Origin of the sequence: Halorussus sp. AFM4 (assembly GCF_051194995.1) — an archaeon.
Taxonomy (GTDB): Archaea; Halobacteriota; Halobacteria; order Halobacteriales; family Haladaptataceae; genus Halorussus.
The window spans coordinates 304187-317707 of the sequence record NZ_JBNTJT010000003.1 but is presented as its reverse complement, the minus strand read 5'-3'; the positions used below and the strand labels follow the sequence as shown (position 1 = coordinate 317707).

Below are 13521 nucleotides of genomic sequence, written 5' to 3'. Positions count from 1 at the left end.
ACCGAACCGTGCCCGACGCGACGCTCACCTTCGAGGAGGGGACCGTCCGGGTCGAGACCGACCCGGACGCCGCCCTCGACCTGCCCCACGCCGCGGCCGACGCCCGGTCGAAGACCCGCCGGGCGCCAGCCTTCCGGTACGCCGCCCTCCGCGACGCGCTGGCCCGCCAGGGCGCCGACTACGACGACGCGGTCCTCGACGCGCCCGACCTCCCCGACGTGGCCTCGACCTACGAGCTCCGGGAGTACCAGCGCGACGCGCTCTCGGCGTGGGAGGACGCCGGCAGACGGGGCGTGCTCGAACTCCCCACCGGCAGCGGCAAGACCGTCATCGGCCTGAAGGCCATCGAGTCGCTCCAGACCGCGACGATCGTCGTGGTCCCGACCATCGACCTGCTGGAGCAGTGGCGCCGCGAACTCGAATCGGAGTTCGGCGTCCCGGTCGGCCAACTGGGCGGCGGCGAGCAGACCGTCGAGGCGCTCACCGTCTCGACCTACGACTCGGCGTACCTCCGGGCCGACGAACTGGGCGACCGGTTCGGCCTCGCGATCTTCGACGAGGTCCACCACCTCGGCGGCGAGGGGTACCGCGACATCGCCCGGTTGCTGGCCGCCCCGGCGAGGATGGGGCTGACCGCCACCTTCGAGCGGCCCGACGGCGCCCACGAGGTGGTCGCGGACCTCGTCGGCGGGAAGGTGTACGCCATCGACCCGGAGGAGCTGGCGGGCGAGCACCTCGCGCCCTACGACGTCAAGCGCGTCGAGGTCGAGCTCACCGATGCCGAGCGCGAGCGCTACGAGGCGGCCAACGAGGTGTTCACGAACTACCTCGCCCGGTCGGACATCCGGATGCAGAGCGGCAGCGACTACCAGGAGCTGGTCAAGCGCTCGGGCTCGGACCCCGAGGCCCGCGAGGCGCTGCTCGCCAAGCAGCGCGCCCGCGAGGTGATGATGAACAGCGACGCGAAGGTCGACGCACTCCGGTCCATCCTCGCGGACCACCGCGGCGACCGCGTCATCGTCTTCACCGCGCACAACGACCTGGTCTACCGGCTCTCGGAGCGATTCCTCCTGCCCGCGGTCACCCACCAGACCGGCGCGGCCGAGCGCCGCGAGATCCTGGAGCGGTTCCGCGAGGGCGACTACTCGCGGGTCGTCACCTCGAACGTGCTCGACGAGGGCGTGGACGTCCCCGACGCCAACGTCGCGGTGGTGCTGTCGGGAAGCGGCAGCGAGCGCGAGTTCACCCAGCGACTCGGCCGCATCCTCCGGCCGAAGGACGACGGTCGGCCCGCGCTGCTGTACGAGGTCGTCAGCGCCGAGACCGCCGAGGAGCGCGTGGCCGAGCGCAGGCGGTAGGAGAAGTCGGATACGGAGACCGAGTTGAACGAGGCTCTCAGGGCCGGAAGTCGATGTTGATGGAGCCCTTCTGGCGGAACTGCTCGTAGGGGATGTCGAACTCGATCTCGACGGTCTTCGTCTCGCCCGCCGGGACGGTGACGTCCCGCGACTCCCGGCTAGCGACGGTCCCGTCCTCGGCGGTCCCGTTCCCGCCGGCCGGCTCGGCCGCGGTCACGGTTACGTAGAGGTCGCCGGTCCCCGCCTCGGTGCCGGTGTTCTCGATGGTCACCGTGACGACGAGGGTACCCGACTCGCTCTTCCGCCGGTCGAACCCCGTCTGGGCGAGCGACGCCGCCGAGTCCGACTCGTCGTCGCCGCCCGTACAGCCGGCGAGCGCACCGAGGCCCACCGCCGCGCCGAGGGCCGCACCGTTTCTGAGCACGTCACGCCTGCGCATAGCCGAGGGTCCGAGCCCACCGGGATGAGTCTTCTGTCTTCCGACGGTTTTTGTACGCGCCGCCCCTCTCTCCGGCCATGCTGACCAAGGACCTGCTGCGGGTCTCGCGGGCCGGCGGGGGCTACCGGCCCCGGTTCGCGGGCCGGGAGCACCGCCCGCTGGCCGCCAGGGTCCTCGGCACCTACCAGGGCCACGTCGGCGAGCCCCGCGAGGCCCTCGACGCCGCGCTGAAGGACCTCGAGGCCGACGCCGACCACTTCAAGCTGGTCCGGGGATTCGCCAAGCTGCTCGACCGCGAGGCGGGCTTCGAGACGGAGGCCGCGGTCGACCCCGAGCGCGCCCGCCGGGCGGCGTTCGAGGAAGCGGAGGCCGTCGGCGTCGTCACCGAGGCCGAGCGCGATACTGCCCTCGGAGCCGCGAGCGACCGCCTCAGCGTCGGCCCGGACGCGGTGGCCGACGCGCTGTACGCCGACCTCAAGGAGCGACAGGTCATGACCCGGTTCGACGCGCGGTGGGACCCCGACGAACTGCTCGCCCAGTACAACCTCTCGCTGGCCCAGACCGCCCTGTTCGACGCGACCGAGGTCCGGGTCCGGACAGCCGACCCGCGGGCGCTCGTCTCGGCGGTCAAGCGCCTCCGGCTGATGTACGAGATCCGCAAGACCGAGGGCGACAGCCGGCGCGAGCGCCGCGTCTCCGACCGCGAGGTGGTCGTCACCGGCCCCGACGCCCTCTTCCGGTCGACCCGGCGGTACGGCACCCGGTTCGCGCGCCTGCTCCGGACCGTCGCCAAGGCCGACGCCTGGACGCTCTCGGCGACCGTCGACGACTACGGCACCGAGCGCACCCTCGAGCTCTCGGACGACGACCCGGTCCGGGTGCCGGGCACCGAACCGGTCGCGGACGTGAGCTTCGACAGCGGCGTCGAGGCCGACTTCGCCGCCCGGTTCGAGTCGCTCGACCTCGACTGGGCGCTGACCCGCGAGCCCGAGCCCCTCGAGACCGGCGCCCGGGTGATGATCCCCGACTTCGCGTTCGATTACCACCACGCCGACTTCCGGGTCTTCTTCGAGGTCATGGGCTTCTGGACGCCCGAGTACGTCGAGAAGAAGCTCTCGCAGCTCGAAAGCGTCGAGGACGTCGAGCTGCTGGTCGCGGTCGACGAGAGCCTGGGCGTCGGCGAGGACGTCGAGGCCCGCGACCACCGCGCCATCCCCTACTCCGGGACCATCCGGCTCAAGGACGTCCGCGACGCCCTCCGGCGCTACGAGGACGACCTGGTCGCCGCGAGCGCGGCCGACCTCCCCGACGAACTCGTCCCCGAGGCGGACGTCGTGTCGCTCGAAGCGCTCGCGGCCGAGCACGGCGTCAGCGAGGACGCCGTCGCGGACAAGTCGTTCCCCGACCACGAGCGCGTAGGCCGGACGCTGGTCCGGCCCGGCGTGCTCGACGACCTGGCGACCGCGGTCGAGGCCGGCATGGCGTTCTCGGAGGCCGAGGCGCTGCTCGCGGACCGGGGGATCAAGGACGCCAGCGCGGTCCTGTCGGAGCTCGGCTTCGCGGTCGAGTGGGAGGGGCTGAGCGGCGGGACGATCAGAGAGAAGGCGTCGGAGTAACGCGACAGACGGGACGCGTCAGAGGTCGCGCTGACGACCCTTCGGCACCGGGCTCCGGAGTTCGCCGTGGACGTAGAGTCCGACGCCGAGCGGTTCGGGCTCGCCCGCCAGGTCGTGGGTCGCGACCAGGTAGCCCCAGTCGCCGTCCCAGTCGAGCTCCTGGTCCTCGCCCCTGACGAACGTCCGGGCCTGCTCGCGGGCGAGTTCGATCACGTTCCTCGTGGCCTCGCGGCCGAACCGCTGGACCGCGTTGGTCGTCGGCTTCCAGTGCTCCTGGCGGGTGCGCAGGAACTTCATGCCCAGCGCCTCGATGCGGATCGGCGAGGCGACGTCGCCGCGGAGGATCCAGATCTTGCCCTTGCCCTTCTCCCAGAACGTGTAGCCGTCGAACGTCTCTGGCGGGACGCCGAACCGCTCGTCCCACCAGTCGACGACCTCCCGCCGGGTCGCCCGGCCCGCGACCTCGCGGTCGTCTGCGGTCTCGGGCAGCCGGTCGAACCGCTGGCCGTCGTTGGTGGGTCGGTCGTCGCCGGTCCGCTCGCCGTCGCGCCCCCCGGGCTCGTCGCTCATCCCGCCACCTCCAGCTTCGCGCAGAAGAACCCGCCGGTGTCGTTGTGGTGGGGGTAGAACCGCCGGGCCTTCCGGACGCTCTCGTCGAACTCCTGGCCGTCCCACTCGGTGACGCCGGGCCGAGAGTCGAGGCCGACGTCGAACTCGACGAGCCGGCAGTCCTCCTCGGCCAGCACGTGGTCGAGCACGGCCTCGTTCTCCTCCGGCGCGAACGTGCAGGTCGAGTAGACCACGGTCCCGCCCTCCCTGGTGGCCTGGACGGCGCGCCGGAGGATGCCCTTCTGGACGCCGGCGACGCTCCGGACGTGGTCCATCGTCCAGTCGTCGAGCGCGGTCGGGTTCTTCCGGACAGTTCCCTCGCACGAACAGGGGACGTCGACCAGCGCTTTGTCGAAGGCGTCCAAGTCGAACGGTTTGAGCGAGAAGTTCCTGGCGTCGGCGTTCGTGACAGCGGCGTTCGTCACGCCGAGCCGCTCGGTGTTGAACCGCAGCGCGGACAGGCGGCCCAGGTTGTTGTCGTTGGCCACGACCAGCCCCTCGTCGTCCATCAGCGCCGCGAGCTGGGTCGTCTTGCTCCCCGGCGCGGCGCAGGCGTCCCAGACGCGCTCGCCCGGCTCGGGCGCCAGCACTTCCGCGGGAATCGCCGAGACCTCCTCCTGGCCGTGGATCCAGCCGTGGTACGACGCCCACGTGCTGCCGGGGGAGTCGGTGTCGAGTTCCAGCACGGTGTCGGACCACTCCCGGTCGGTCCAGCCCACGCCCTCCTCGTCGAGCGCCGCCGTCGCTCGCTCGGGGGTGGCCTTGATCGTGTTGACCCGGACGACCGAGGGCAGCGGCCGCCGGCAGGCCTCGAGGAACGCCTCGAAGTCGTCGACCAGCGGTTCGTACCGCTCCAGTGTCTCCATCGGGCGGGGGTTGGCGCGAGCCGCGCTTGTGGGTTTCGGAAGCCCGCGAGCGCGGCCCCGCCGGCCGTAGGCGTTACCCGTCCCTCCGTCGTCTGTCCGCCCATGGCAGGAGACGACCCCGTGGACCTCGACTGGGAGAACGCGGCGCGCATGGAACTCGACAAGGACGCGCTCCACGAGAGCGAGAGCGGCTACTACTTCGACTGTCCCGGGTGCGGCTCGCCGGCCACCGTCGAGAACATCATCGAGGAGGGCCGGTGCAACGGCTACCTCGACGAGCAGGTCGAGGGCATCGACTTCGAGGTCGAAAACATCTCGTGTTCGGCGGTGCTGCAACTCGAACTCGCGTACACCGCCGACCCCGAGTCCGAGACCTGACCCCGGTCCGCGACCCGCGGCGGACGCCCGGCGCGCGGACCGGGCGGTGACACTTTTTTCGACGCGTCACCGCCCGGGAGCTTTATGCGGCCGCTGCACAATCACTCGGGCATGGCAAGCGTCACGATCCACGACGACGACGTCTCGCTGGACCGACCCACGCTGGTCGAGGGGCTCCCCGGCGTCGGGCTGGTCGGCAAGCTGGCGACCGACCACCTCGTCGAGACGTTCGGGATGAGCTACTACGCCAGCATCGACTGCGAGGGCCTCCCCCGGCTCGCGGTCTACGAGGACGACAGCCGGGGTCTCCGGCCGCCGGTCCGGCTCTACGCCGACGAGTCCCGCGACCTGGTGGCGCTCCAGAGCGACGTCCCGGTGTCGGCGTCGGCTGCCTCGGAGTTCGCGGCCTGCGTCACCGACTGGATCGCCGACCGCGAGGCCACCCCGGTCTACATGAGCGGCCTGCCCGACGGGAAGGAGGCCGGCGAGGTTCCGACGCTCTACGGCGTCGCGACCGGCGACGCCGGTGACCGGCTGGACGAGCACGACGTCGAGACGCCCCGCGAGCGCGGCGCGGTCAGCGGGCCGACGGGGTCGCTGCTCTACGAGGCCGACGCCCGCGGGCTCGACGCGCTGGGCCTCATCGTGGAGAGCGACCCGCAGTTCCCGGACCCGGAGGCCGCCCGCATCCTCATCGAGCACGGCATCGCGCCGCTGACGGGCATCGAGGTCGACACCGACGACCTGGTCGAGCGCGCCGAGGAGATCAGCGAGCAGAAGGAGGAGCTGGCCCGGCGCATGCAGGAGGCCGAGACCGACGAGAGCTCGCAGGCCCAGCCGCTCCGGATGTTCCAATGAAACTTTTGCTGCGGTCGAGCGCGCCGTAGGCGCGCTCTCCCTGGCAAAACTTTCATGAAAAACGCTGCGGTCGTCCCTCCGGTCCTCCCTTGGTCCGCTCGCTCGGGCTCCGCCCTCGCTCGCGGCGAAACGGCGCTTCGCGCCGTATGCTGGTGGACTGCGGGGGAACGCGTTCTCGGCGCGACTTCATCAGACCTAACCCGGCCCGGCGCATTCGAGACGGTATGAGCGATCTCGAGGACGCAGTTTCGGAGTTCCTCCGCGACGCGGACACGGTGTACAGCGAGTACGACAACGGGTACATGGACGCCGACGCGGCGCTGAGCCGGCTGGAGAACCACGTGGAGGAGCTTCGGGAGCAGGCCGAGTCGGAGTAACGAAAGCCCGACTGCCGAGTTGACCGTGAGCATACGGCGCGGAGCGCCGTTTCGCCGCGAGCGAACGAACGTGAGCGAGCGACCCAAGCGACGACCGGAGGGAGGAGCGCAGTGGTTTTCATCAACGTTTTCCAAGGGAGCGCCTCTCGGGGCGCGACCGCAGGAAAAGGTTGAAGGTCGTAGTTAGTACTTCGGCTCGGCGCCGGTCGTCGCGTAGATGTCGTCCATGATCCTGTCGCGCTCGCGCTGCCAGGGTTCGAGCCCCTGCGGGCGGCTCGGGTAGCGCTCGTAGTGGTCGATGAGGTCGTCGGCCAGGTTCTTCGCCCGGTAGAGGTCGTAGATGAGCTCCCAGTGGCCGAACGACTTGATCGCGGTCTGTATCTTGAGCCACCAGCCGATGTTGGCCGACCCCGAGTACAGCGCCTCCGCCAGCTTGTTCGCCGGGAGGGCGCCGAGCAGCCCCATCAGGTCGTCGACGTCGACCGCGGTCGAGAAGATGTTGTACACGTCCAGGCCGGCGAAGCGCGCGCCGAAGTGGTCCATCACGCGCTGGTTGTACTCCCAGAGGTTGGCCTCGCCGACGTCGCCCTCGTCGATGGCGTCCATCGCCGCCTCGGCGGCGTACTTGCCGGCGTAGGCCGCGCCGGCGATGCCGCCGCCGGTGGTCGGGTTGACGTGGCCCGCGGCGTCGCCGACCGCCACGAAGCCCGGCGCGGTCGCCGAGTCGTAGGGCCGCCGTGTCGGGAGGGCGGCGCCGAGCTTGTCCTTGACCGTCGCGCCGTCGAACTCCGCCCGGTTTCGGAGGTCGCGCTTGAGGTCGTCGACAAGGTGCATCGGCTCCTCGTTCATCTGGAAGCCCAGCCCGGCGTTGATCTCGGTGTCGGTCCGCGGGAAGTACCAGAGGTAGCCCGCGGCCCGCGAGGTGGGCTTGAACACGAGCGCGTCGTCCCACGGCACCGGCTCCTCGACCTCGACGATCTCGCGGTAGGCCGAGCAGAACTGCGAGTAGGTGACGTTGGTGTCGAAGGTGGCGTCGGCGAGGTCGGCCTTGTCCTGGAGGATCGACAGCGCCCCCGCGGCGTCGACGACGACGTCGGCGTCGTAGCGCTGGATGTCGCCGTTGCGCTTGCCCCGCACGCCGGTGACCCGGCCGTCCTCGCGCTGGGTCACGTCCTTGACCACCGTGTCGTAGTGGAACTCGACGCCGGCGTTCTCGGCGCCCTCGATGATGCGCCGGCCGTACTCCCAGCGGTCGATGACCGCCAGTTCGCCGGGCACCGGGATCTCCAGCACCGTGTCCTCCTGGGGGATCTCGAACCGGCCGTGGTCGACGCCGGTGTTGGTGAACGACGGCTCGAGCTGGGACTTCGGGATGGCCTCGGGGAAGGCGTCCGCGCCCTTCAGGGCGTCGCCGCAGGCGATGTGGCCCGCTTCCTCCTCGCTCTTGCGCTCCACTACGACGACATCGTACCCTTCACGCGCGGCGGTCGCGGCGGCGTAGCAGCCCGCCGTCCCCGCCCCGACGACGACGATGTCGCGCTCGTGCGTAGCCATACCTTCGGCTACGAGACGGAGGGGGCAAAACTCTTTATACGCCGACCGGGATTCTGCCCCCGGTACACCGACGGAGCCGGCGATAAAGAGTAAAGTGCCGGAGTTTCGTAGCCCCGAGGTATGACCGAGTACACCGTCGAGTTCGTCGGCACGGGCGAGACCATCGCGGTCTCGGACACGGAGACCATCCTGAGCAGGTGCATCGAGGAGGGCGTCGCCCAGGAGTACTCCTGCCGCGTCGGGATGTGCCTGGCCTGCTCGGCCGAGATCGTCGAGGGCGAGGTGACCCAGCCGGCGGCCCGCGGCCTCACCGACGAGGAGGCCGAGGAGTACGCGCTGACCTGCATGGCCCGCCCGCAGAGCGACCTCGTGCTCGACCGCGGGGAGTACCCGCCGAGCATCGAGGACGACGCCGGCGCGATGGAGTCGGAGAACGAGGCCGCGGCCGCCGACGACTGAGACTCCGACCGGGGACGCGGCCGCGGCGCCCGAGCAGGGGACCGCCCTCGGCCCCCGCTACTCCCGATTCTCCTCGAACCAGGCCGCGCCGTAGTCGACCAGGTCGCGCTGCGAGACGAGTGTCGACGCCGCCGTCCCCACCGTTCCCTCCGTAACCGCGTCCGGACGGTCCGCCTCGAAGTCACGGCCGACGTCCGCGAAGTCACTGCTGTCGTAGTCTAACTGCTCGTAGGTGACGGTCTTCCGGTCGCCGTCGGGACCCACCACCGGCGCCTCGTGGGTCGAGACGGTCCCCTCGCGGTCGGCGCGGTGCTCGGCCAGGTGGAACGAGGTGTTGGTGTCGTGGCCGGTCCCGAGCATGAGGACGGTCCCGTCGCGGTCGTACACCCTGGCGAGCGGCGACCCCTCGCCGAGGCCGTGGTCGTACGCGTGGTCCCCGACGACGGACTCGGCGTCCGCACCCAGCGCCGCGAACGAGTAGGTCGGGTGGCGGCTCCGCACCGCGTCGGGGTACGACCGGAAGCACTCGGGGATCGCGCCCATCCCGCGGGTCGGCGTCACCGCCGGGCGGTACGGCGGGCGCTCGGCCCGGATGCGGCCGACCCAGTCGTCGGGCACCGGCGGGTTGCGCCAGCCCGTGGGGTCGGAGTACTGCGTGGAGTGGGTCGGCATCACGAGTGTCCCGCCGGGCGTGACGACCGCCAGCAGCGCGTCGACGACCGCCGACGGGCCGACCGCGACCCACCCGAGCGCCGACAGCGACGAGTGGACCAGCAGCGTGTCGCCGGCCTCGACGCCGAGGTCCCGGAGGTCGTCGGCGATGCGCTCGACCGTCAGCGGGTCGTCGACGCGCTCGACGGCGTCGGCCTCGGTGGCGGTCCCCGCCTCGCGCCCGTCCTCGTCGCGGCCGGACGCGTCGCTCTCCGGCCGCGCTTCGCCGTCGCTCACGGCGGCCGCTCCATCGAGAACCGGTCGTCGGTCGCGGCGTAGAGGCTCCCCGACAGCCGCCCGACGGCGTCGAGCTTCTCGACGTCGAGCTTCCCGTCGGTGGTCACCTCGTCGTCGAGGTCGGCCCACTCGACCTCGCCGAGCACCATCGTCGACCCGCCGAGGTCGACCAGCTCGCGGAGCGAGCACTCGAAGGCGACCGGCGACTCGGCCACCCGCGGCGGGGCCACCACCCGCGACTCGGCGCGCGTGACGCCGGCCCGGTCGAACTCGCTCTCGCCCGGCGGCAGGGTCGCGGCGGTCTCGTTCATCGCCTCGGCGACCGGTTCGGTGACGACGTTGACGACGTACTCCTCGGTCCGCCGGACGTTGCGGGGCGTGTCCTTCAGCCCCTCGGGCGACCCGTCGTCGTCCACCGGCGCGAACATCAGTATCGGCGGGTCGACCGCGGCCACGTTGAAGAAGCTGTAGGGCGCGAGGTTGTCGACGCCGTCGGGACTGGTCGTGCTGACCCACGCGATGGGCCGGGGGACGACCGCGCCCGCGAGGGTCCGGTACATCGACGACACCTCGTCGGGGTCGAGTTCCATACCAGTCGACACTCCCCGCCGGGAGGAAGACCTTGCGCTTCCGGTGAGCGGAACGCCGGCCCGCCCGAGTCGAGCGGAATCGACGGAGGGCCACCAGGTCAAAGGGCGTCCGGGGGCAACGTCAGACCATGGCAGACGAGGAGACCGAGGAGAACGACCGCGAACGCCGGCGCCAGATGGAACGCGAGCGAAACAGGGAGACCGAGGAGGAGCTGGAGCGGGTCGACGAGGAGATGGACCCCGAGCAGACCGACCAGTCGGACGCCGCCACCCTGCCCGACGACGAGGAGGGCGACCACGACCGGACCCAGGGCAGACACGTCGACCAGGGCGAGGAGTCAGACGCCTCGTAACGCCGCCGCAGCGTCGTTCCGCCGCCTCGCGGCCGCGGCGCCGTTCCGCCGTTCCGCCGCCTCGCCGTCCCGTCGCTGCTCGCTGCCGCCCCGATTCCGCCGCTCTTTTCGCTCAGTCGTCCGCGGCCACCGCGCAATTGTTCGGCCCGAGCTCCATCTCGAACGCCGTCTCGTCGTCGGGCGACTCCCGGCCGAGGTTCGCCGGCACGATGTCCTCGAAGTTGGCGGGCCGGGGCGGCAGCGAGCCGAGCACCCGATCGACGAACGCTTCCCGGTCGTCGGGAATCCGGAGTCGCTCCCTGATGGCGCCGATCCTGGCGGCGTAGGCGCCGCCCTCGTCGGGGTTCGGCTCGGCGTCGGGCGTCCGGTGGCCGGGCGCGACCAGCGTGTCGTCGGAGAGCGCGAGCAGCCGGTCCCGGAGGGTGTCGTAGAGCGTGGCGGCGAGGTCGCGGGCGCCCCCGTCGCCGCGCTCCAGGTCCGGCCGACCGAAGCTGTCGACGAACAGCGCGTCGCCCGAGAACAGCAGGTCGCCGAGCCGGAGCGCGGTCAGCTCGGTGGTGTGGCCCGGCGCGTGGAGCGCGGTCAGCGCGACGTCGCCGACCCGGAGCTCCTCGCCGTCGTCCAGGAGTCCGGCATCGAACGCCAGCCCGCGGTCGGTCGCGCCCGCGGGCATCACCGCCTCGGCGCCCGTCTGGTCGGCGAGTCGCCGGACCCCCGAGAGGTGGTCGGCGTGGACGTGCGTGTCGACGGCGTACCGGAGGGTCGCGCCTCGCTCCTCCGCGTCGGCGACGTACCGGTCGGTGAACGCCCGCAGGGGGTCGACGACCGCGGCCTCGTCGCCCGAGACGACCAGATACGAGAGGCAGCCGGTGGCGGGCCGGTCGTACTGGACGACCGTCGCGTCGCCCGGGACGGCCGCGGCCGGGAGTCCGGTCGCGGCGTACACCCGCGCCCAGCCCCGCATCCCGCCGGCGAGGTTCTGGGCCTCTATCCCCTCGTCGCGGAGGAAGTCGGCGACGGTGGCGCTGGCCTCCCCGCGCGGGCAGACCGCGACCACCGGTTCGTCTGGGTCGACGCCGAGGTCGGCGACGAACTCCGACAGGTCGCCGCGGGCCTTCGCGGCGGTGAACTGGGCGTACGGGACCTGGGTCGCCTCGACGCCCGCGCCCGTGATCCGCCACGCCTCGAACTCGTCGCGGTTGCGCACGTCGAGCAGGCGGACTCGCTCGCCGCGCCGGACGCGGTCGTGAAGCTCCTCGGGCGATATCGACGGCGTGTCGTCGCTCCCGTCCTCTCCGTCGGTCCCGTTGGTCATGCGTCGACCTACGCGCTCGGCAGAGAAAACGGTGTGGCGAGTCGCGCGGGGACGACCGACGGCGTCGGTCGTCGACCGCCCGCAAACCTTCAAACGCGCTCGCGGCGTACCGACGGGCATGGACGCCGACGCCTTTCCGGACGAGGTAGAGGCCGCGAAGGCGACCGAACTCGACCGCCTGGGCTCCCAGCAGGCGCTGGTCGCGCTGACCGACGCCGACCTCGACGCCGAGGCGGTCCTCCGGGCCGCGGCCCAGAGCGAACACATCGCTCGCGAGACGTTCCGGCAGTGGGCCGACAGCGAGGCCGATTCGGACGCCGCCGAGGCCTTCGCCGCGCTGGCCGACCGGGAGGCCGACCACTACGAGCGCGTGGTCGCCGAACTCGACGGCGAGTTCGCCCCCGACGACGCGGCGAACCCGCTCCACGAGCACCTCCGGGGGCTCGACGGTACTGTGGAGCGCGCGGCGGGGCTGGTCGGCCGATCGCTCGCCACCGACCGGACCCAGCTCCAGGTCGTGAACTTCTTCGTCAACGAGGCCGACGAGCGCCGGGCCGACCTCTTCCGGGAACTGCGCGAGGACACCCGGGAGGGCGTCTCGACCGGGACGGACCTGCTCGCGGCACACTGCGAGGGCGACGCGGACTGGGAGCGTGCCCGCGAGACCGCCGCGGAAGTCGTCCAAATCGCGTACGACGACTACGCCGAGACCCTGGAAGGAATGGGGCTCGATCCGAAGCCGATCTGCTGACGGACCGGTGTCGGAAGTTCATCGACGAACGTCGGCGCGTGCCGGCGTCTGCGCGAGCGAAGCGAGCGCAGGCTCGTGGGAGATTTGCTCCCACGGCGCGACCTCGTGTCGCGCCAAACCGCGCGAGGGACGAGCATCGCAGGAGGAGCGGAGCGACGACCGAGAAGCGCAGGAGGGTGGGGAGGTGCGAGGCACACGCTCGGTGACGCGACTATCTGTTCGGGTGGACGAAAGGGGCCGGGCTTTCTGGGACGTCTTCTCCGTCTCCCGGCTGATTACGATCGCGTCTATCACTCCATCAACACCAACCCCGATTCCTGGCCGCTTCCCGCAAGCCTAACCATCTGGGGCGCCTACGCCAGCACATGACTCGAGATACCGAGACCGCCACGCTCGCCGGCGGCTGCTTCTGGTGCACCGAGGCCGCGTTCAAGGAGCTCGACGGCGTGCGCGAGGTGACGTCGGGCTACGCCGGCGGCCACGTCGAGGACCCGACCTACGAGGAGGTCTGCTCGGGCGAGACCGGCCACGCCGAGGTCGTGCGGGTCGAGTACGACCCCGACGCGCTGAGCTACGAGGACGTCCTCCAGGTGTTCTTCACGGTCCACGACCCGACCCAGCTCAACCGCCAGGGACCCGACGTCGGCACCCAGTACCGGTCGGCCGTGTTCTACCACGACGACGAGCAGCGCGAGGCCGTCGAGCGGTTCATCGACGAACTCGAGGCCGAGGGCGCCTACGACGAGAACGAGATCGTCACCGAGGTCGAGCCCTTCGAGGAGTTCTACGAGGCCGATGAGTACCACCAGGACTACTACGAGAAGGTAAAAGCGGGCCAAGGAAATACTAATCAGAGATATTGTCAGATGCAGGTGGAACCGAAGGTGGAGAAGGTCCGAGAGAAATTCAAAGACAAAGTCAAAGCTTAGAAAGAAGCACAGTAGCGGTGTTTAGCGACTTGGATTCAAAGCATTCTACCCTGATAGAATTTAGAGTAACCGTTATACCGGGTCGATTACCGGTTTCATTCTACAACGTTTGATTTGTGTT

The 13521-nt window shown here is 70.8% G+C and carries 16 protein-coding genes; 9 read left to right on the top strand and 7 right to left on the bottom strand.

From position 1 onward, the window contains the following. Positions 1–8: 8 nt before the first annotated feature. Positions 9–1358, top strand: coding sequence for a DEAD/DEAH box helicase (locus ACQUQF_RS14635; RefSeq protein WP_435179838.1), 1350 nt, complete (start codon positions 9–11; stop codon positions 1356–1358). Positions 1359–1395: 37 nt separating this feature from the next. Here the strand turns inward: ACQUQF_RS14635 and ACQUQF_RS14630 are convergent, their stop codons facing one another. Then, positions 1396–1797, bottom strand: coding sequence for a hypothetical protein (locus tag ACQUQF_RS14630; protein ID WP_435179837.1), 402 nt, complete (start codon positions 1795–1797; stop codon positions 1396–1398). A gap of 77 nt (positions 1798–1874) precedes the next feature. Here ACQUQF_RS14630 and ACQUQF_RS14625 point away from each other — a divergent pair, with 77 nt between their 5' ends. Continuing rightward, a complete protein-coding gene (locus ACQUQF_RS14625) occupies positions 1875–3413 on the top strand; it encodes a DUF790 family protein (RefSeq protein WP_435179836.1) in 1539 nt (512 codons plus the stop codon). Positions 3414–3431: 18 nt separating this feature from the next. Here the strand turns inward: ACQUQF_RS14625 and ACQUQF_RS14620 are convergent, their stop codons facing one another. Further along, positions 3432–3983, bottom strand: coding sequence for a DUF7122 family protein (locus ACQUQF_RS14620; protein ID WP_435179835.1), 552 nt, complete (start codon positions 3981–3983; stop codon positions 3432–3434). Then, the gene (locus tag ACQUQF_RS14615; protein ID WP_435179834.1) at positions 3980–4888 is read right to left on the bottom strand and encodes an RsmB/NOP family class I SAM-dependent RNA methyltransferase; all 909 of its coding nucleotides are present in this window, start codon (positions 4886–4888) and stop codon (positions 3980–3982) included. Before ACQUQF_RS14615 ends, ACQUQF_RS14620 begins: the two co-directional genes overlap by 4 nt. A 102-nt stretch (positions 4889–4990) precedes the next feature. On the opposite strand from ACQUQF_RS14615, the gene ACQUQF_RS14610 reads away from it, so the two are divergent. From ACQUQF_RS14610 to ACQUQF_RS14600, 3 genes are all read left to right on the top strand, one after another. Next, entirely contained in the window at positions 4991–5266 is a 276-nt protein-coding gene (locus tag ACQUQF_RS14610; RefSeq protein WP_435179833.1) for a hypothetical protein, read from the top strand. A 111-nt stretch (positions 5267–5377) separates the two neighbouring features. Further along, entirely contained in the window at positions 5378–6124 is a 747-nt protein-coding gene (locus ACQUQF_RS14605) for a proteasome assembly chaperone family protein (RefSeq protein ID WP_435179832.1), read from the top strand. A 224-nt stretch (positions 6125–6348) separates the two neighbouring features. Next, positions 6349–6501 (top strand): hypothetical protein, encoded by a 153-nt coding sequence (locus tag ACQUQF_RS14600; RefSeq protein ID WP_435179831.1) that lies wholly within the window; start codon positions 6349–6351, stop codon positions 6499–6501. A 183-nt stretch (positions 6502–6684) separates the two neighbouring features. Here the strand turns inward: ACQUQF_RS14600 and ACQUQF_RS14595 are convergent, their stop codons facing one another. After that, entirely contained in the window at positions 6685–8055 is a 1371-nt protein-coding gene (locus tag ACQUQF_RS14595; protein ID WP_435179830.1) for a geranylgeranyl reductase family protein, read from the bottom strand. Positions 8056–8175: 120 nt separating this feature from the next. Here ACQUQF_RS14595 and ACQUQF_RS14590 point away from each other — a divergent pair, with 120 nt between their 5' ends. Continuing rightward, positions 8176–8514, top strand: a complete 339-nt coding sequence (locus ACQUQF_RS14590) for a 2Fe-2S iron-sulfur cluster-binding protein (protein ID WP_435179829.1) — start codon at positions 8176–8178, stop codon at positions 8512–8514. A 57-nt stretch (positions 8515–8571) separates the two neighbouring features. On the opposite strand, the gene ACQUQF_RS14585 is transcribed toward ACQUQF_RS14590, so the two are convergent. After that, complete coding sequence (locus tag ACQUQF_RS14585; RefSeq protein WP_435180400.1) at positions 8572–9351, bottom strand: aminoglycoside N(3)-acetyltransferase; 780 nt, start codon at positions 9349–9351, stop codon at positions 8572–8574. Between the two features lie 107 nt (positions 9352–9458). Beyond that, complete coding sequence (locus tag ACQUQF_RS14580) at positions 9459–10052, bottom strand: flavin reductase family protein (protein ID WP_435179828.1); 594 nt, start codon at positions 10050–10052, stop codon at positions 9459–9461. A gap of 128 nt (positions 10053–10180) precedes the next feature. On the opposite strand from ACQUQF_RS14580, the gene ACQUQF_RS14575 reads away from it, so the two are divergent. Next, positions 10181–10405: a hypothetical protein gene (locus ACQUQF_RS14575; protein WP_435179827.1), complete on the top strand. Its 225-nt coding sequence runs from the start codon at positions 10181–10183 to the stop codon at positions 10403–10405. Between the two features lie 112 nt (positions 10406–10517). Here the strand turns inward: ACQUQF_RS14575 and ACQUQF_RS14570 are convergent, their stop codons facing one another. Continuing rightward, positions 10518–11720: an MBL fold metallo-hydrolase gene (locus ACQUQF_RS14570; protein WP_435179826.1), complete on the bottom strand. Its 1203-nt coding sequence runs from the start codon at positions 11718–11720 to the stop codon at positions 10518–10520. 118 nt (positions 11721–11838) lie between these two features. Here ACQUQF_RS14570 and ACQUQF_RS14565 point away from each other — a divergent pair, with 118 nt between their 5' ends. Beyond that, the gene (locus ACQUQF_RS14565) at positions 11839–12471 is read left to right on the top strand and encodes a rubrerythrin family protein (RefSeq protein WP_435179825.1); all 633 of its coding nucleotides are present in this window, start codon (positions 11839–11841) and stop codon (positions 12469–12471) included. Positions 12472–12836: 365 nt separating this feature from the next. After that, entirely contained in the window at positions 12837–13400 is a 564-nt protein-coding gene (gene msrA / locus ACQUQF_RS14560; RefSeq protein ID WP_435179824.1) for a peptide-methionine (S)-S-oxide reductase MsrA, read from the top strand. Positions 13401–13521: the final 121 nt, after the last annotated feature.